This is a genomic window from Arthrobacter sp. Z1-9 (assembly GCF_054792695.1).
On sequence record NZ_CP096456.1, the window covers coordinates 788,269 to 805,842 of the forward strand.

Genomic DNA, 17,574 nt, shown 5'->3' on the forward strand with positions numbered 1-17,574 from the left:
AAACTGCGGTTTTGGGGTTAGACGGAGCAGCCGTCCGGCCCACAGGCCTCGCCGTCTGTGGTGTTTACGAGCACCAACGGGTTGGCTTCCTGCCAGGCCTGGGTGAGCGCGGTGGTGAAGGTTTCGGTGGGCTGGGCGCCGGAAAGTCCGAACTTACGGTCGATGACGAAGAAGGGGACGCCGCTGATGCCCAGGGCACGGCCTTCCTCGAAATCGGAGCGGACGTCGTCGGCGTACTTGTCCGTGGTGAACAGCTCCTCCACCTCGTCCTTGTTGATACCGAGGTCCAGGGCCAAGGACGTCAGGTACTCCCGGCTCCCGATGTCCTTGCCGTGTTCGAAGTGGTCGCTGAGCAGGCGCTCCTTGGCTTCGTCCTGCTTGCCGTGGGCGGCGGCAAGATGGATCAAGCGGTGTGCTGTGAAGCTGTTTGCCACCACCACGGAATCGAACCGGTAGTCGAGGCCCTCGCCTTTGGCCTGCTGCGTGACATGGTCAAACATCTGCGAGACCTGCTGCCGGGGCAGGCCCTTGCGGCTGCTGAGGTAGTCCAACTCCGTCCCGTCGTAGTGCTCGGGGAGGGTGGGATCCAGCTGGTAACTGCGCCACGTGACTTCTACCGCATCTTTGTGCGGGAAGGCTGCAAGGGCAGCCTCAAAGCGGCGCTTGCCGATGTAGCACCAAGGGCACGCGACATCTGACCAGATCTCAATCTTCATACTGTCGCCTACAGCGGGCTTCCGGCCACCATTCCGGGAACCGGTGTTAGATAGCGCACACAGGGTCTTGTTCCCGGGGTGATCCTGGGCAATAGTCAGAATGTGGGTTTCACGGACATCCCGAAAGTGTTCGCTGTTTCCCCAACACCGCGGACCCGGCCAGGTTCCGTGGATGGAACTGCCCGGCCAACTGGGGAGCCCGGCCTGTCGTTTCCCTGGAGGCCAGGAATGCGAATTGGACTGGTAGCGGGACCGTGGATTCCGGTTCCGCCGGTGACCTACGGCGGCACCGAAAGGGTAGTGGATACCCTGGCACGGGGTTTCGCCGCAGCGGGCCACGAGGTACTCCTGGCGGCGCCCTCCGACAGTACGTGTCCGGTGCCAAGGGTTCCGGGCATGCGGCCCTCGGTGCCGGAGGAGCTGAACCAGTCCCTGTCCGAACTCAGCCATGTGGCGCGGGCCTACGAGGGCCTGGGAAGTACGGACATCATCCATGACCACACCCTGGCCGGTCCCTTGTACCTCCATCGACCGGGGCGGATACCACTGGTAACAACCATCCACTGCCGGCTCGATGCTGCAGCGGCCGATATTTACAAAGCCGTTGCCCGGAGGGCGGCGGTTATCGCCATCTCCCGCAACCAGGGTTCACATGCACCGGATGTGCCGGTCACGCGGGTGATCCACCATGGCATGGATGTTTCCTCGGTTCCAGTGGGAACAGGCAACGGAGGATACCTGTGCTTCGTGGGAAGGGCCTGCCCGGACAAGGGGTTGCTGGAGGCTGTCCTGATCGCCCACCAGGCCGGCATGCCATTGCGGATAGCTGCCAAAATGCGCCAACCGGACGAGGTCCGCTTTTTCCGTGAGGTGATCCAACCCATGCTGGGGCCTGATGACGACGTCGTCGACGAAGTGGACGATGCCAGCAAGTACCGGCTGATGGGGGAAGCGCTGGCGTTCCTGAACCCGATCCAGTGGCCGGAGCCCTTCGGGCTGGTCATGATCGAGGCGCTGGCCACCGGCACCCCCGTCATCGGTACCCCCGCCGGTTCCGCCCCTGAAATAGTCGAGCATGGACGGACCGGATACCTGGGGGAGATAGAGCAGTTGGCGGGCTTCGTCGGACTGGCCGGAAGCCTGAGCCGTACGGCGTGCCGCAGGGCCGTTGAGGAACGGTTCTGTGAGGAACGCATGGTGAACGAGCACCTTTGGCTTTTCGAGAGGCTGGTTGCAGGGGAGCCTCCGGCAGGGGTTCCGGATACGGTCAGGTTGCACCAGAATCTTTAAGGGATGGTCTTGGCGATCCGCGAAAAGCCCGCCGCCTAGCGAAGGAGTGCCTTCATGACCGCATGGAACGCCGATACTGAGGCGGGCGCATCCGAATCAGGGTCGGTCACGATCGTGGAAGGGTCCTCGTTCTGCATCTCGTCCGAAACGGGTGACATTAGTTCCGACGCCGGCGCGAATGGGGCATTTTTCCAGGACACCCGCATCATCTCCCGCTGGATCCTGCGGATCAACGGCGCGCTTCGTGAGCCTCTGGTCGCCCAGAAGCCGCAGCCCTTCGGAGCCACCTTTGTTGGCCGGGCAAAGTGGCCGGACGGCAGGTTCGACAGCCCCCTGGTGGTCCGCCAGGCCCGTCATGTCGGTCCAGGCCTGCAGGACGACATCACCTTGGAAAACTTCTCGGCCGAGCCGGTGGATTGCGAGATCGAGCTGCTCCTGGATGCTGACCAGGCCGACCTCTTCGACGTTAAGGGCGGCCGGACAACGCGGGGTGCCGAGGCCACGCGCGAAGTAGTGGACGGCAGCCTCGTGATCGAGGCCAGCCGCCACGGGCAGCGGCGGGGAACCTCGATCAGGGCGGCAGGTGCCGACGTCGGCAGCGATGGACTCCGCTTCCACGCCACCGTGCCTGCCAGGGGCAAGTGGGCCACCAGCGTCATTGTGGTGCCACTCGTCAACGGACAGGCACCTGCCGATCCTTTCACCGAGGAGCGGCTTCCAGGCCACCGTGAAGGGGTACGCCGGCACCGGGCCTGGGAGGAAAACGTCCCCCAGGTCACAGTGACGGACGCCAACCTGCAGCAGGTGTTGAACCGCAGCCAGAGCGATCTCGGCTCCTTGCGGATTTTCGACGAGCACCATCCGGGCCGGGTGGCGGTGGCAGCCGGGGCGCCATGGTTTATGGCCCTGTTCGGCCGTGATTCGCTGCTCTCGTCCTACATGAGCCTGCTGGTGAGTCCGAAACTGGCGGCCGGAACGCTGCAGACCCTGGCCGGGCTGCAGGGAACCAAGGTGGATCCGGACTCCGAGGAAGAACCGGGGCGCATTCCGCACGAGGTGAGGCTGGGTGTGACTGCCGGGCTGTCCCTGGGAGGGACAGCCTATTACGGCACAGCAGACGCCACCCCGCTGTTCGTAGGTCTCCTGGGCGAGTTGAGCCGCTGGGGCCTCTCGCGCGAGATCATCCACCCGCTGCTTCCGCACGCGGACCGTGCCCTGGACTGGATTGAAAAGTACGGTGATCGCGACGGCGACGGATTCGTGGAGTACAAAAGGCCAAATGACCACGGGCTGGTCAACCAGGGCTGGAAGGACTCCTGGGACGGCATCAACTATGCTGACGGCACCATCGCAGAAGCCCCTATCGCCCTGTGCGAAGTCCAGGCGTACGTCTACTCCGCCTATATCGGCCGGTCGCTGCTGGCGCGCTGGGACGGCGACGTGGCTCTGGAACAGCACTGGGCCGACAAGGCCGCTACCCTCAAGGCTGCCTTCAATGAAAAGTTCTGGCTGCCGGACAAGGGTTATTTCGCGGTGGCGCTGGACAAGGACAAGCGGGCAGTGGATGCCTGTACGTCCAACATGGGCCACTGCCTTTGGCTGGGCATCGTTGACGAAGATAAAGCGCAGTCCGTGGTGGAGCACCTGATGTCACCCCAGATGTTCACTGGCTGGGGAATCCGCACCCTGGGCTCGGACATGGGCGCCTACAATCCCGTGAGTTACCACAACGGTTCGGTCTGGCCGCACGATTCCGCGCTGGTGGCAACAGGGCTGATGCGGTACGGATTCGTGGAGGAGGCCCGGCGGGTTGCCTCCGGCCTCATTGACGCCGCCGAACACTTTGATGGTCGGCTGCCGGAACTGTTTTGCGGTTTTGACCGCGGGGAGTTCGCAGGACCTGTGCCCTACCCCACCGCGTGCTCGCCCCAGGCCTGGGCTGCGGCGGCGCCGGTGCAGCTGATGCGCGTGCTGCTCCGCTTCGACCCCGTCTACACCTACGGAGTGGTGCACCTGGCGCCGATCCTCCCTGAGGACATGGGCGATTTCGAGGCTGCGAACGTCCTGATCAACACCTCCCGGATCACCATCAGGGCTCACGGGACCGGCGGCAGCATTGATGGGCTCCCGCCGGGCCTGAAGCTTTTATCGGAACCACGTCCGCCCCTGGCCTACCCGCCAAAGGCCCATCAGCACGCCTGAAGGCACAAACATTGCCGGCACTAGGCTGGTGCAGCCGTCAGGGGACTGGCCGTTCCAGCACGAAGTCATGCTCCACTGTGCTTCCCAGCCGGAACGACTTGGTGCCCACTTTGCGGAATCCGGATTTCTCGTAGAAACGGATGGCCCTGGCGTTCTGGCTGTTGACTCCCAGCCAGACACCTTGTCCGCCTGCTTCCGCAGCTGCAGCCAGGCTGGCGTGCATCAGTTCCGCAGCGGCACCGAGCCCGTGGTGTTCCGGATGCACATAGCACTTGCTGAGTTCCACCGACGGCAGGATCTCCAGCACTGAAACCACGTCCCGGTCTTCTGCCGGCCGGTTCACCAGCAGGCTGTAGCCGCGCAGGTCGCCGCCGGCGTCGATCACCAGGATGATGACGTCCGGGTCGGCGAGGTACGCCTGGAAGTGCCGTTCGCTGAGCGTGTTGGCAAGGTGCTCCGCGATGTCCTGCGGCGACGACGACGGCGGGCAGGCCAGCGGAAAGGTGACGGCCGCCAGCGCAGCCAGCGCGCCGGCGTCGTCCGTTGTTGCTTTGCGGATGGCGGAGGTCATGCAGGGATTGTACGTGCCTGCCTTCGGCTTACTGCTTGAAGGCGGCGTCGAAGGAGGTGTTCGACGGCGGGAAGTCGAACTTCTTCAACGCGGCGAGGGCTTCGGGGGCGCCGTGCAGGCGGTCCATGCCGGCGTCTTCCCACTCCACTGAGATGGGGCCTTCATAGCCGATCGCGGTCAGGGCGCGGAAGGATGCCTCCCACGGGACGTCGCCGCGCCCGGCGGAGACGAAGTCCCAGCCCCGGCGGGGGTCGCCCCAGGCGAGGTGGGAGCCCAGGACGGTGTTCCGGCCGGTCTGCCGGATCTTGGTGTCCTTGCAGTCCACGTGGTAGATCCGGTCCTTGAAGTCCCAGATGAAGGACACGGGGTCGATGCCCTGCCACATCATGTGCGACGGGTCCCAGTTCAGCCCGAACGCCGGGCGGTGGTTGATCGCTTCGAGGGTGCGGACGGTGGTCCAGTAGTCGTAGGCGATCTCGGAGGGGTGTACTTCATGGGCGAAGCGGACGCCGCATTCGTCAAAGACGTCCAGGATGGGGTTCCAGCGGTCGGCGAAGTCCTGGTAGCCGGCGTCGATGACCTTTTCGGGGACGGGCGGGAACATGGCGACGTACTGCCAGATGGCGGAGCCGGTGAAGCCGACGACGGTGTCCACGCCAAGTGCCTTGGCGAGCCGGGCGGTGTGTTTCATTTCCTCGGCGGCGCGGGTGCGGACGCCTTCGGGGTCGCCGTCGCCCCAGACCTTGGACCCGACGATGGCTTCGTGGCGGAAGTCGATGGGGTCATCGCAGACGGCCTGGCCCTTGAGGTGGTTGGAGATGGCCCAGACCTTCAGGTTGTACTCCTCCAGCACGGCGAGCTTGGATTCGACGTAGCCGGGTTCGTCCCAGCGCCAGGCGTCCAGGTGGTCGCCGGAGACGGCGATTTCCAGGCCGTCGTAACCCCAGCCGGACGCCAGGCGTGCGACTTCCTCGAAGGGGAGGTCGGCCCACTGGCCGGTGAACAGGGTGTAGGGGCGGGGCATGTCAGGCTCCTTCGGTGGTGGTTGCGGCAGGGCGGGCGGCGGGGTTCAGCTGGATGCTGGAACTCTTTGCGGCGGCGGACTCTTCCACGGCGTCCAGGATGCGCTGGACTTCCAGCCCGTCCTCGAACGACGGCGAAGGTTCGGTCCCGCTGCCGACGGCGAGCAGGAAGTCGCGGACTTCGTGCGTGAAGGTGTGCTCCCAGCCGATGATGTGGCCCTGCGGCCACCAGGCGTCCAGGTAGGGGTGTTGGGGTTCACTTACGAGGATCCGGCGGAAGCCCTGCTCGCGCGCGGGCGCCGTGGCGTCAAGGAACCGGAGTTCGTTCAGGTTCTCCAGGTCGAAGCGCAGGGCGCCTTTATCGCCGTAGATTTCGATTTGCAGGGAGTTCTTCCGGCCGGTCGCCACCCGGGAGGCCTCCACTGAGGCGACTGCCCCGGAGGCGAGGGTCAGCGTTGCCCAGGCGGCGTCGTCGACCGTTACGTCTTCAAGCCCCGTGGCTCCGGGCCGGCGGCCCACGAACGTCTGCAGGCGGCCCGAGACCTCAGTGACCTGGTCATCGAGCAGGAAGAGGACCTGGTCGATGGCGTGGGAGGCGATGTCCCCCAGCGCCCCGGAGCCTGCGGTGTCCTTCCTGAGCCGCCAGGTCATGGGGGCGGACTCGTCGGCGAGCCAGTCCTGCAGGTAGGCCGCGCGGACCTGGCGGATGGTACCGAGCCTGCCCTCCGCGATCAGCTCCTTCGCCAGGGCCAGGGCGGGAACGCGGCGGTAGTTGAATCCCACCATCGACTGCACACCCTTGGCCCTGGCGGCCTGCGCTGCCGCAGTGATGGCCTCGGCCTCGGCGAGGGTGTTGGCCAGTGGCTTCTCCAGCAGCACGTGCTTGCCGGCCGCGAGGGCGGCGATGGCAATCTCGGCGTGCATCCAGCCCGGCGCGCAGATATCAACGATGTGGATGTCGTCCCGGTCCAGCAGCGAGCGCCAGTCGGTGGCCGTCTCGCTCCACCCGTACTTGGCGGCGGCTTCCGAGACGGCGGCGGCGTCCCTGCCCACAAGCAGCTTCTGCTCGAAGGCGGGGACGTCGAAGTAGCTTGCCACGTTCCGCCAGGCGTTGGAATGCGCCTTTCCCATAAAGGCGTAACCGATCATCGCTACGCCCAGCGTGCCCCTGGTAGTTGATTCCTGGCTCATGCGGTGCCGCCAAGGGTCAGCGTTTCGGGGGCCCAGTCCTCGGGAAGTGGAGCGGACACCGGCGCGGTGCTTTCGACGTCAACGAAGGTGCCGGATTCCATGGACTCGGAGATGGAGACCATGGAATCCAGGACGTGGTAGGCCAGGTTCCCGGTGGCGCGGTGGGGGACACCGGCGCGGATGGACCGGGCCATGTCCAGGACGCCCATGCCGCGGCCGTTGGCGGGGCCGGTGGCAGGGATGGTGGTCCAGTCCTCGTCTCCTGTGCGCCAGAGCCTGATGTCGCCGTCGAAATAGTTGGGGTCCGGCAGGGAGAGGGTGGCCTCGGTGCCGGTGATTTCCACGAAGCCCATCCGTGCCCGGGGCGACTCGAAGGAGAACACGCTGTGGGAGGATGCGCCGCTTTCGAACTGCGCCATTGCTGAGACGTGCGTGGGGACCTCCACCGTGAACTCCTGGCCGGCTTTGGGCCCGGAACCGATCACGCGGACTTCTTTGGCTTTCGACCCGACGGCGGCCACCTTGCGGATGGAGCCGAAAGCCTGGATCAGCGTGGTGAGGTAGTAGGGGCCCATGTCGAACAGGGGGCCGGCGCCGTGCTGGAAAAGGAATGCGGGGTTGGGGTGCCAGGATTCCGGGCCGGGGGTCTGGAACGTGGTCATCGCGGTGAGGGGTGTTCCGATGTCGCCGCGCTGGATCAGCCGCAGTGCGGTCTGGAGTCCTGCGCCGAGGAAGGTGTCGGGGGCGCAGCCGAGGCGGATGCCTCCGGCGTCGGCGGTTTTGAGCAGGCCGAGGCCTGATTCACGGTCCAGGCTGAAGGGCTTTTCGGTCCAGACGTGCTTGCCGGCGTTCACCGCAGCAGTGGCGACTTCGACGTGGGCGGCAGGGATGGTGAGGTTGACGATGATTTCGACGTCGGGGTGGCTCAGGGCTTTTTCCACTCCGCCCCACTCCGGGATGCCGTATTCCTTGGCGCGGGCTTCCGCGGCTTCTTCGAAGAGGTCCGCGATGACATGCACCTTCAGGTCCGGGAACACTGTCAGGTTGTCGAGGTACTGCTTGCTGATGTTTCCGGCGCCGATGACGGCAACGCCCACCGGACCGCGTCCTGTTGCGGAGGAGGAGGTGTTCATGCCTTGATTCCTTCGCCGGAGGCGGTCAGGAATGACAGGCTCTCGTCGATGCCTTCAAAGATGTCCCCGGCGTAGTCATCAAACTCCACCACTCCCACCTCCAGCGACTTGGCGGCTGCGATAACGTCCAAAATCTGGACCTGGCCCTGTCCCGCCGGAAGCTGGGCCTTGGTGTCCGTTGTCAGGGGCCCGTCCTTGATGTGGATGAACTTCACCCGGTCCCCGAGCTTGGTGAGGATCTCCACCGGGTCCTGGCCGCCGACGGCCACCCAGTAGGTGTCCACCTCCAAAACGAGTTCGGGGTCCAGCAGGTCCGCGAAGTACTCCAGGGCGGTCCGGCCTTCGATGATGGACTCGAGCTCCCACTGGTGGTTGTGGTAACCCACGCGGATGCCATATTCCGCACCCTTTTTGGCTGCTTCGTTCAATCGCGCGGCGGTGGCCTGTACGTCCTCCGCGGACTGCCAACGTTCGGCCGGGATGTACGGATCGATGACTGTGCTGATGCCCAGTTCCTTGGCCGCAGCGAAGATTTCGTCCTGGTCCTGGCTTAGCAGCGGGGCATGGCCGGAGGGTGCGGTGAGGCCGTTCTCCCGCAAGGCCGCGCCGAGCTCGTGTGCAGTGGCTACGAAGTTGTACGGCTCAACCTGGGTGAACCCTATCTCCGCGACTTTCCGGATTGTTCCCGAAAGGTCTTCCTGGATCGCGTTCCGCAGTGTGTAGAGCTGGAGGGAGTAGGACATGTGTGGTCTCCTGGTGTGGGAATCGGTTCCGGGCTGCAGGGGAGTGGGCTCGGCCACAGCTCTTTGGTCTACTGCAAAGCTATGGCCACTTTTGCTGCGCGTCAAGCAAAAGTTGATGGCGTGACATGCAGAAGTAGCCGTGCTATCCATGTCCTATGACAAAGACTGCAGGCACCAGAACCGCAGCCTCTGAGCTTGCCCCGGCCCAGGGCGGAGCCGGCGTCCTGTTCCAGCTCCTCCGCGACGGCAAGGCCCGGACGCGGGCCGAACTGGCGTTGACCACCGGCTTAGCGAGGTCAACCGTGGCAGGACGCATTGACGCGCTCATCGCGTCAGGACTGGTGGGCCCTGCCGGTGAGGCGAACTCGAGCGGCGGAAGGCCGCCGTCGCGCTTTGCGTTCAATCCCGCCGTGCGTGTGGTGCTGGCGGTGGATGTAGGGGCCAGCCATGTGATCGTCGCCGTCACGGACCTTAATGGCAACATCCTCGCCGAACAGCGGCTGGCGCAGGATGTCGCGGACGGGCCGGAGGCTGTCCTGGGCCGGGTGGTCAAGGAGGGGGCGTCGCTCCTGGCTGCGGCCGGACGGACAGCGGCGGACCTGGCGGGTGTGGGGATCGGCCTGCCGGGGCCGGTGGAGCACTCCAGCGGCCGGCCGGTCAAGCCGCCCATCATGCCGGGCTGGGACGGGTTCGACGTCGTCTCTTACGTCCAGCGTTCCCTGCCGGTTCCGGTGCTGGTGGACAACGACGTGAACATCATGGCGCTGGGGGAGCGGACCGCCCACTGGCCCGGGGACGAAAATTTCGTGTTTATCAAGGTTGCCACCGGAATCGGCTCCGGGATCATCAGCAGCGGAACGCTGCAGCGGGGTGCCAACGGGACCGCCGGCGACCTGGGCCACGTGCGGGTCCCGCGCGGCGACGACGTGCTGTGCCGCTGCGGCAACTACGGCTGCCTTGAGGCATTGGCTTCCGGTCCTGCGTTGGCGGCGGAACTAAACCGGCAGGGAGTGCAGGCCACCAAGGGCACTGACGTACTGCGGCTTGTGGCGCAGGGAAACCTGCAGGCCATCCAGGTGCTGCGCCAGGCGGGCAGGGACGTAGGGGACGTCCTGGCCGCCGTGGTCAACCTGCTCAATCCGTCTGTCGTGGTGATCGGCGGAAGCCTGGGCCAGGCCGGCGAACACCTGATGGCGGGCGTACGCGAGGTGGTCTACCGGCGTTCGCTGCCGCTGGCCACAGCCCAGCTCCGGATTGCATTGTCCCTGGCCGGCGACCGGGCTGCCATCCTGGGCGCAAGCCAGATGGTGACGCACCACGTGTTGTCTCCGTCAGCGATTGAGGCCGCCCTTCAGGCAACCGGGTAGCCGGCTGGAACCGTTCTAGCCTCGCAAGAGGACAGGCTGACGATGGCTCAGGCGGAAATCACGCGCACGGGTGAGCCGGCGAGCCAGGCCTTCACGTCCTCCAGCGCCCCGCCGTAAAACTGCCGGTAGCTCTCCCGCGTAACGTAGCCCAGGTGCGGGGACAGCACCGTGTTGGGGGCACTGAGGAGCGGGTGGCCTGCGGGCAGGGGTTCGTGGTCGAAGACATCCAGCGCGGCACCGGCGATCCAGCCTTCGGACAGGGCGCGCACCAGGGCGTCCTGGTCAACCAAGGGTCCTCTTGCGGTGTTCACCAGGACGCCGTCGGGCCCCAGCAGCCGCAGCTCCGGTTCGCCCACGATGCCCTCCGAACGGGGAGACAGGCGCAGGTGGAGCGTGGCGACGTCGGAATTTTGGAAAAGGTCCGCCTTGGACACTTTGCGCACCCCGGCCTCCGCGGCGGTCTCGTCCGTCAGGTTCTGGCTCCACGCAAGCACGTCCATGCCGAAGGCCTGGCCGTAGGCGGCAATCCTGCGGCCTATTTTGCCCAGGCCCACCACGCCCAAGGTCTTTCCGGCGAGTTCGAAGCCTACCGTGCTCTGCCAGCTGCCGGAGCGGAGCGAGGCGTCCTCTGAGGGGATGCTGCGTGCGATGGCCAGGAGCAATGCCCAGGTCAGTTCCGGGGCGGCGGTGGGCGATCCGGGAGTACCGCACACGGTCATTCCCAGCTCAGCTGCCGCCTCTACGTCGATGGACGCGTTCGCCATGCCGGTGGTCACCAGAAGCTGGAGGGCGGGGAGCTTTTCGAGCACCTCCCGCGGGAAGGCCGTCCGCTCCCGCATCGCAATGATGATGGTGACACCCGCCAAAGCCGATACCAGCGCGTCCTGCGATGCGAACGGTTCCCGGTAGGAGGTGACCGTCACGCCGTCGGCCTCCAGGGAGGACCAGTCCGCGAAGCCATGCGCCACGTCCTGGTAGTCGTCAAGGATGGCAAGCCGGTGCTGCATGGTGTGTCCTTCGTCCCGGAGTCTGCGGCAGTGATGTTCATCGTAAGGCAGGACCGGCACGCCGCCACCGGGAACTGCCGTGTGCGTGCCCGTGATAGCAATGGGGGTAATGAAACGAGAACCGACCCCCAAGCCTTGCCGGTGAGCGCCCGCTTCCTCGCCAGGATTCCGAACACCTGGATTTTGCTGGCCTGCATCGGGCTGCTGGCGCTGAACCTTCGCGGACCCTTCGTGGCCGTTGCCCCGGTTGTGGACGTGATGCAGGCGGACCTGGGCTTTTCCCCGGTGGTGCTGGGGCTGCTGACCAGCATCCCGGTGCTGTGTTTCGCGCTCGCAGCACCCCTGGCCTCCCTGGTGGCCCGCGGGTATGGGGCCGAGTTCGCCGTCACCCTCACCATCCTGGGTGTGCTGGCCGGAGTCATCATCCGTTCTGCCGGCGGCCCGGCATTGGTGCTGGCCGGGACGGTGGTGATCGGCCTTGCCATCACCATCGGCAATATCGCCGCGCCCCTCATCATCCGACGCGACTTCCCGCCCTTGCGGCAGGGAACGGCCATGGGCGTCTACACGGCTGCGCTGAACGTCGGGTCCTTCCTGACCTCGATGGTCACGGCACCGCTGGCCGAACTGGCGGGATGGCAGCTGGCGCTCGCGTCGGTCGGGCTCTTCGCTGTAGCGGCCATGGTGTGCTGGGCGCTCGCCGTTGGCCTCCGCAGTGCCTTCGTGCCCTCCGCCGCTGTTGTCCCGGACGGACCGAGGGACGGGGCTGCGGCAGGATCGGCGTGGACCACGGCCGGGCTGACGGCTGCGTTCGCAGGCCAGGCCTTCTCCTACTACGCCGTCACGGCGTGGCTACCCAGCTACCTGAACGACGAACTGGGCATGTCCGCTGCTGCGGCCGGAGCAGGGTCATCCCTCTTCCAGGTGTTTGCCATTGTGGGTGGCCTCGGCGTGCCGTTCGCCGCCAAATACTTCAGTACGACGACGGTGTCCGTCACCCTGGGCCTGTTGTGGACGGCGGTGCCCGCCGGACTCCTGCTGGCCCCGGAGCTTTGGTGGCTGTGGTCCGTTTTTGGCGGCGTTGCCCAGGGCGGCGGAATCACGCTGATTTTCATCGCCATCATCAAGCTGGCCCGGGACCAGGTTGCCGCCGGCCGGATGTCCGCCACCGTCCAGGGGCTGGGTTACTGCTTCGGCGCCGTCGCCCCGCCGCTGGTGGGATATGTGCACGACGTCTCAGGATCCTGGACACCGGCCCTGCTGGTGATTCTGGCGTCGGTGCTGACGTTCTTCCTTGCCGCCACCCTCTCCGTCCGGCGGGTGCCCAAGGGGCGGTGAGGCTGGCGGCAGCCCGCCGTCGTCGTCCGCCCTTACCCTTACCCGCCGGCGCACCCCCGGACTGCTCTGGCGGTGTTCCGTCGCCGGGCCGGCCCTCCGGATTTCGGAAGTGCCTGTTGCGAAGGGCGTGCCGGCCCGGCGGACGGAAGTTTTTTTAGGCCGCGGCGAGTTCCTCCACGGATGCGCGTTCCCGCGCTTCTGTCAGGTAGCGGGCATAGGCGGGGAGGGTGAGGAAGGACGGAAAGTCCTGGGCCAGGGTGACTTCTTCGAAGATGTCGCGGGCGTCTTCGAAGCGGTCGCCGTCGAAGCGTTCGAGCCTTGCGAATTCTTCGTCGAGGAGTTCCTCTACCCAGTGGTGGGTGATGATTTCGCCGTGGTCCGTGATGGCGCGGGCGTAGATCCACTGCCAGAGCTGTGAGCGGGAGATTTCGGCGGTGGCGGCGTCCTCCATCAGGTTGTGGATCGCCACCGCGCCGTTGCCGCGCAGCCAGGACTCGATGTAGCGGATCCCCACTTCGATGTTGTTCCGGATGCCCTGTTCGGTGATGGTGCCTTCGGTGGCGGCCACGTTGATCAGGGCACGGTCGTCCGGAATGACGTCCTCGCGGGTGCGGTCCAGCTGGTTCGGCCTGTCGCCCAAAATGGAGTCGAACACCTCGCGGCAGACCGGCACCAGGTCCGGGTGGGCCACCCAGGAGCCGTCGAAGCCGTCGTTGGCTTCGCGGGTTTTGTCCGCACGGACCTTTTCGAGGGCGTTCGTGTTCGCTTCGGGGTCCTTGCGGTTGGGGACGGCTGCTGCCATGCCGCCGATGGCCATGGCGCCGCGTTTGTGGCAGGCGCGGACGAGTTGTTCGGTGTAGGCGCGCATGAAGGGTGCGGTCATGGTCACCTGGCTGCGGTCCGGGAGGACGAAGCGCGGGCCGCGGGTGCGGAAGTTCTTGATGAGGGAGAAGATGTAGTCCCAGCGGCCGGCGTTCAGGCCGGCGGCGTGGTCCCGCAGTTCGTAGAGGATCTCCTCCATTTCGAAGGCAGCGGTGATGGTTTCAATCAGCACGGTGGCGCGGGTGGTGCCCTGCGGGATGCCGAGCAGGTCCTGGGCGAGGATGAAGATGTCGTTCCAGAGCCGGGCCTCGAGGTGGTTTTCAATCTTGGGCAGGTAGAAATAGGGTCCCTTGCCCTGGGCGAGGAGGCGGCGGGCGTTGTGGAAGAAAAACAGGCCGAAGTCCACGATGCCACCGGCGATGGGCTGGCCGTCGATGAGCATGTGCTTCTCCGGCAGGTGCCAGCCGCGCGGCCGGACAACGATGGTGGGCAGTTCACCGGAGGGGCGGAGCTTGTATTCCTTGCCTTCCTCGGTGGTGAAGTCGATCCGGCGTTCCAGGGCGTCGGTGAGGTTCAGTTGGCCCTTGATCACATTGCGCCACGTGGGGGTGGAGGAGTCCTCCAAGTCCGCGAGCCATACCTTGGCGCCGGAATTCAGGGCGTTGATGGTCATTTTCTTGTCCACCGGGCCGGTGATTTCCACGCGGCGGTCCTCCAGGCCGGGGGCCGGGGGAGCAACCCGCCACGAGGGGTCGTTCCGGATGTGCTCGGTCTCCCGCAGGAACCTGGGGTCCTGCCCGGCAGCAATCTCAGCCCGCCGGGTCCGCCGCGCCTGCAGGAGTTCCTGGCGCCGCACTGCGGTAGCCCGATGCAGCTTGGCCACGAACTCCAGTGCGTCCGGAGTAAGAACCTCGTTCTGCCGGCAAATCGGCTGGGCGGTCAGGGTTATGCCGTTAATCGTGAAGCTGTCAGTAAAGCTGTTCATTTCTGTCTCCTTTTACAGGCCCAACTGGGTAGCAGTAAATGTCGTTTTGACCCTTCAAAACGACACTTAGTGCTACTTACTTGGGGGAATTAGTGGAACTGGCCCTCTTCGGTCGATCCGACCAATGCGAGGGTGGATGCGTTCGGGTTGAGCGCAGTTGCGATGTCGTCGAAGTAGCCGGTGCCGACTTCGCGCTGGTGCTTGGTTGCGGTGTAGCCGCGGGATTCGGAAGCGAATTCCTTTTCCTGGAGCTCGACGTAGGCGCTCATGCCTTCACGGGCGTAACCGTGGGCGAGGTCGAACATCGAGTAGTTCAGGGCGTGGAACCCGGCCAGGGTGATGAACTGGAACGTGAAGCCCATGGCACCGAGTTCGCGCTGGAACTTGGCGATGGTGACGTCGTCCAGGTGCTTGCGCCAGTTGAACGACGGCGAGCAGTTGTAGGAGAGCATCTGGTCCGGGAACTCGGCCTTGACTGCTTCGGCGAACTTGCGGGCCAGCTCCAGGTCCGGTGTGCCGGTTTCCATCCAGATCAGGTCTGAGTAGGGGGCGTAGGCCTTTGCGCGGGCGATGCAGGGTTCGATGCCGTTGCGGACCTTGTAGAAGCCCTCGGCGGTGCGTTCCCCGGTGATGAATTCCTGGTCCCGCTCGTCGACGTCGGAGGTGATCAGGGTGGCTGCCTCGGCGTCGGTGCGGGCGATGACCACAGACGGGGTTCCGGCGACGTCGGCTGCGAGGCGGGCTGCGTTCAGGGTGCGGACGTGCTGCTGGGTGGGGATCAGGACCTTGCCGCCGAGGTGCCCGCACTTCTTTTCCGAGGCGAGCTGGTCCTCCCAGTGAACACCTGAGGCGCCGGCCTGGATCATGGATTTCATAAGTTCGTAAGCGTTCAGCGGACCGCCGAAGCCGGCTTCGGCGTCGGCAACGATCGGGACCAGCCAGTCCTCAACGGTCTGGACACCCTCGGAGAACTCGATCTGGTCCGCCCGGAGCAGGGCGTTGTTGATGCGGCGCACCACCGTGGGAACCGAGTTGGCCGGGTAGAGGGACTGGTCCGGGTAGGTGTGGCCGGAGTTGTTGGCGTCCGCAGCAACCTGCCAGCCGGAAAGGTAGATCGCCCGGAGCCCGGCTTTGACCTGCTGCACGGCCTGGTTGCCAGTCAGGGCGCCCAGGGCGTTGGTGTACTTGCCTTCCTTGTGCTCTTCGGTGAGCTGCTTCCACAGCTTTTCCGCGCCGCGGCGAGCCAGGGTGTGTTCTTCGGAGACGCGGCCGCGGAGGCGGACGACGTCGGAAGCTGAGTAGTCCCGGGTCACACCTTCCCAGCGGGGGTTGGCGGCCCACTCGAGCTCCAGGGCGGCGGCCTGCGATTCTGTGTCCTGGCCGGACGGCTTCTGGGTGGGCTCAAATGCTGCAGTCATCGTTGATCTCCTTGATTGAGCTCCGGGATCGGTAGGCGGGAACCGCGCCTTTGCGGTTCCCGCCGGCTTCCCGGTGCGGTGTTTCTTTCCGTGATCACTACTTTTCAGCACTTACAACAGGGTTGGTAGAGAAAAACTCTGGAAAGAAATGCAGTTCTTCCCGTATTCTTCAGAAATGTCGCTTACAAGCTGGAACAGGGAAGTATCGCCACCGCAGCCGCCGGGGACGGCGGTGGATCTGGACGTCATCTCACTGGGCCGCCGGGTACGCCACTTGCGCAAACAGGCGGGGCTCACGCTTGACGGCCTGAGCGCCGCCGTCGGGACAGCACCCAGTCAACTGAGCCTGATTGAAAACGGAAAGCGGGAACCAAAGCTCGGGCTCCTCCAGCACCTGGCATCCGCTCTTAACGTCAGTGTCGACCAGCTGCTGGGAGCCGAACCGCCCAGCCGCCGGGGGGCCCTTGAGATCGAGCTTGAGCGGTATCAGCGCGGGCCCCTCTACGAGTCCCTGAATCTGCCGAAAATCCGCATCAGTTCGCGGCTTCCGCTCGATGTGCTCGAGGCCCAGGTAGGGCTGCTGCAGGAGCTCGAACGCAAGATGAACGAGCAGGTGGCCACCCCGGAAGAAGCCCGCCGGGCCAACGGTGAACTGCGGGCCATGATGAGGGAGCGGGGAAACTACTTTCCGGAGTACGAAGCCGAAGCACAGAAAGTCCTCAAAGAGGTGGGCTACACCACCGGTCCGCTGAGCCAGCACGTGATCGCGGACATCGCCGAGCACCTCGGTTTCACCCTGCACCATGTGGGCGACCTGCCCCATTCAACCCGCTCCGTCACGGATTTGAAGAACCGCAGAATTTACCTGACGCAGAACCAGCGGCAGGACCACGATCCGCGCTCGGTGCTGCTACAGGCCCTTGGCCACTATGTGCTGGGGCACGAAACGCCCCGGAACTACGGTGATTTCCTCGCCCAGCGGGTAGCCACCAACTACTTCGCCGCAGCCCTTCTCCTCCCTGAGCAGGCAACGGTGGAATTCTTGCAAAAAGCCAAGGCGGCGAAGGAGATCGCGGTCGAGGATATACGGGACGCTTTTGCCGTTTCCTACGAGACGGCGGCCCACCGCTTCACCAACCTGGCCACCAAGCATCTGGGCATCACAACGCATTTTCAGAAGACGCACCAGAGCGGGATCATTTACAAGGCCTATGAGAACGACGGCGTGAACTTTCCGCAGGACCATACCGGCGCCATCGAAGGGCAGCCCTCGTGCAAGGCCTGGACGTCACGCGCTGTGTTCGACGTGCCGGACAAGTTCAGCGCCTACAGCCAGTACACGGATACCTCGTCCGGTACGTACTGGTGCACGGCCCGCACCGAGCGGTCGGCGAGCGGGGAGTTCTCGCTAAGCATCGGGGTGCCATACCAGCACGTGAAGTGGTTCCGCGGGCGGGAGACGACGGCGCGGGCTACTTCTAACTGCCCGGATCCCACCTGTTGCAAACGCCCGCCTGAGTCCTTGACGTCGCAGTGGGCGGGGAACGCGTGGCCGTCTGCTCGGGCCCACTCGCACCTGCTGGCAGCCATGCCGCCGGGGGCGTTCCCCGGGGTGGACGAAACCGAGGTGTACAGCTTCCTGCAGGCGCACTCGGGCAGCTGAATGACGCTCTCTCACTTGATGTGCTGTTTTCCCGAACCCTCTTTCAGTGCCTGCGGGATGGCTGTGATTCAGCCCGTGGATAGGTGAAGAGCGTTGCCGATATGGG

At 65.2% G+C, this 17,574-nt stretch carries 14 protein-coding genes; 5 read left to right on the forward strand and 9 right to left on the reverse strand.

Annotated features, from left to right (window positions below):
• Window positions 1-17: 17 nt before the first annotated feature.
• The gene (locus M1D93_RS03775; RefSeq protein WP_461173844.1) at window positions 18-716 is read right to left on the reverse strand and encodes a DsbA family oxidoreductase; all 699 of its coding nucleotides are present in this window, start codon (window positions 714-716) and stop codon (window positions 18-20) included.
• Between the two features lie 228 nt (window positions 717-944).
• On the opposite strand from M1D93_RS03775, the gene M1D93_RS03780 reads away from it, so the two are divergent.
• Window positions 945-2,006, forward strand: coding sequence for a glycosyltransferase family 4 protein (locus M1D93_RS03780; RefSeq protein ID WP_461173845.1), 1,062 nt, complete (start codon window positions 945-947; stop codon window positions 2,004-2,006).
• Between the two features lie 54 nt (window positions 2,007-2,060).
• A complete protein-coding gene (locus M1D93_RS03785; RefSeq protein WP_461173846.1) occupies window positions 2,061-4,208 on the forward strand; it encodes an amylo-alpha-1,6-glucosidase in 2,148 nt (715 codons plus the stop codon).
• A 37-nt stretch (window positions 4,209-4,245) separates the two neighbouring features.
• On the opposite strand, the gene M1D93_RS03790 is transcribed toward M1D93_RS03785, so the two are convergent.
• The 5 genes from M1D93_RS03790 to M1D93_RS03810 are packed head-to-tail and all read right to left on the reverse strand — an operon-like array spanning window position 4,246 to window position 8,868.
• Window positions 4,246-4,779, reverse strand: a complete 534-nt coding sequence (locus tag M1D93_RS03790; protein ID WP_461173847.1) for a GNAT family N-acetyltransferase — start codon at window positions 4,777-4,779, stop codon at window positions 4,246-4,248.
• Window positions 4,780-4,807: 28 nt separating this feature from the next.
• A complete protein-coding gene (locus M1D93_RS03795) occupies window positions 4,808-5,803 on the reverse strand; it encodes a sugar phosphate isomerase/epimerase family protein (RefSeq protein ID WP_461173848.1) in 996 nt (331 codons plus the stop codon).
• Between the two features lies 1 nt (window position 5,804).
• On the reverse strand, window positions 5,805-6,992 hold the full coding sequence (locus M1D93_RS03800) for a Gfo/Idh/MocA family protein (protein ID WP_461173849.1): 1,188 nt from the start codon (window positions 6,990-6,992) through the stop codon (window positions 5,805-5,807).
• On the reverse strand, window positions 6,989-8,125 hold the full coding sequence (locus M1D93_RS03805; RefSeq protein ID WP_461173850.1) for a Gfo/Idh/MocA family protein: 1,137 nt from the start codon (window positions 8,123-8,125) through the stop codon (window positions 6,989-6,991). The genes M1D93_RS03800 and M1D93_RS03805 overlap by 4 nt, the downstream gene beginning before the upstream one ends.
• Window positions 8,122-8,868: a sugar phosphate isomerase/epimerase family protein gene (locus M1D93_RS03810; RefSeq protein WP_461173851.1), complete on the reverse strand. Its 747-nt coding sequence runs from the start codon at window positions 8,866-8,868 to the stop codon at window positions 8,122-8,124. The genes M1D93_RS03805 and M1D93_RS03810 overlap by 4 nt, the downstream gene beginning before the upstream one ends.
• A gap of 155 nt (window positions 8,869-9,023) precedes the next feature.
• On the opposite strand from M1D93_RS03810, the gene M1D93_RS03815 reads away from it, so the two are divergent.
• A complete protein-coding gene (locus M1D93_RS03815) occupies window positions 9,024-10,235 on the forward strand; it encodes an ROK family transcriptional regulator (protein WP_461173852.1) in 1,212 nt (403 codons plus the stop codon).
• 47 nt (window positions 10,236-10,282) lie between these two features.
• Here M1D93_RS03815 and M1D93_RS03820 read toward each other — a convergent pair whose 3' ends face one another.
• Complete coding sequence (locus M1D93_RS03820; RefSeq protein WP_461173853.1) at window positions 10,283-11,242, reverse strand: D-2-hydroxyacid dehydrogenase family protein; 960 nt, start codon at window positions 11,240-11,242, stop codon at window positions 10,283-10,285.
• A gap of 141 nt (window positions 11,243-11,383) precedes the next feature.
• On the opposite strand from M1D93_RS03820, the gene M1D93_RS03825 reads away from it, so the two are divergent.
• Window positions 11,384-12,580, forward strand: a complete 1,197-nt coding sequence (locus M1D93_RS03825; RefSeq protein ID WP_461173854.1) for an MFS transporter — start codon at window positions 11,384-11,386, stop codon at window positions 12,578-12,580.
• A gap of 154 nt (window positions 12,581-12,734) precedes the next feature.
• Here M1D93_RS03825 and aceB read toward each other — a convergent pair whose 3' ends face one another.
• Together aceB and aceA are read right to left on the reverse strand one after the other, a co-directional pair.
• Window positions 12,735-14,387: a malate synthase A gene (gene aceB / locus M1D93_RS03830; protein WP_461173855.1), complete on the reverse strand. Its 1,653-nt coding sequence runs from the start codon at window positions 14,385-14,387 to the stop codon at window positions 12,735-12,737.
• 89 nt (window positions 14,388-14,476) lie between these two features.
• On the reverse strand, window positions 14,477-15,805 hold the full coding sequence (gene aceA, locus M1D93_RS03835) for an isocitrate lyase (RefSeq protein ID WP_461173856.1): 1,329 nt from the start codon (window positions 15,803-15,805) through the stop codon (window positions 14,477-14,479).
• Between the two features lie 148 nt (window positions 15,806-15,953).
• Between aceA and M1D93_RS03840 the strand changes: the two genes are divergently transcribed.
• Entirely contained in the window at window positions 15,954-17,468 is a 1,515-nt protein-coding gene (locus tag M1D93_RS03840) for a helix-turn-helix domain-containing protein (RefSeq protein WP_461173857.1), read from the forward strand.
• Window positions 17,469-17,574 lie beyond the last annotated feature (106 nt).

Excerpts from the sequence above, each read along its gene's own strand:
- M1D93_RS03805 (WP_461173850.1), bottom strand. The coding sequence starts at position 8,125 with ATGAACACCTCCTCCTCCGCAACAGGACGCGGTCCGGTGGGCGTTGCC.
- M1D93_RS03820 (WP_461173853.1), bottom strand. The coding sequence starts at position 11,242 with ATGCAGCACCGGCTTGCCATCCTTGACGACTACCAGGACGTGGCGCAT.
- M1D93_RS03800 (WP_461173849.1), bottom strand. The coding sequence starts at position 6,992 with ATGAGCCAGGAATCAACTACCAGGGGCACGCTGGGCGTAGCGATGATC.
- M1D93_RS03775 (WP_461173844.1), bottom strand. The coding sequence starts at position 716 with ATGAAGATTGAGATCTGGTCAGATGTCGCGTGCCCTTGGTGCTACATC.
- M1D93_RS03810 (WP_461173851.1), bottom strand. The coding sequence starts at position 8,868 with ATGTCCTACTCCCTCCAGCTCTACACACTGCGGAACGCGATCCAGGAA.
- M1D93_RS03795 (WP_461173848.1), bottom strand. The coding sequence starts at position 5,803 with ATGCCCCGCCCCTACACCCTGTTCACCGGCCAGTGGGCCGACCTCCCC.
- M1D93_RS03790 (WP_461173847.1), bottom strand. The coding sequence starts at position 4,779 with ATGACCTCCGCCATCCGCAAAGCAACAACGGACGACGCCGGCGCGCTG.
- M1D93_RS03815 (WP_461173852.1), top strand. The coding sequence starts at position 9,024 with ATGACAAAGACTGCAGGCACCAGAACCGCAGCCTCTGAGCTTGCCCCG.
- aceB (WP_461173855.1), bottom strand. The coding sequence starts at position 14,387 with ATGAACAGCTTTACTGACAGCTTCACGATTAACGGCATAACCCTGACC.
- M1D93_RS03785 (WP_461173846.1), top strand. The coding sequence starts at position 2,061 with ATGACCGCATGGAACGCCGATACTGAGGCGGGCGCATCCGAATCAGGG.
- M1D93_RS03840 (WP_461173857.1), top strand. The coding sequence starts at position 15,954 with ATGCAGTTCTTCCCGTATTCTTCAGAAATGTCGCTTACAAGCTGGAAC.
- M1D93_RS03780 (WP_461173845.1), top strand. The coding sequence starts at position 945 with ATGCGAATTGGACTGGTAGCGGGACCGTGGATTCCGGTTCCGCCGGTG.
- aceA (WP_461173856.1), bottom strand. The coding sequence starts at position 15,805 with ATGACTGCAGCATTTGAGCCCACCCAGAAGCCGTCCGGCCAGGACACA.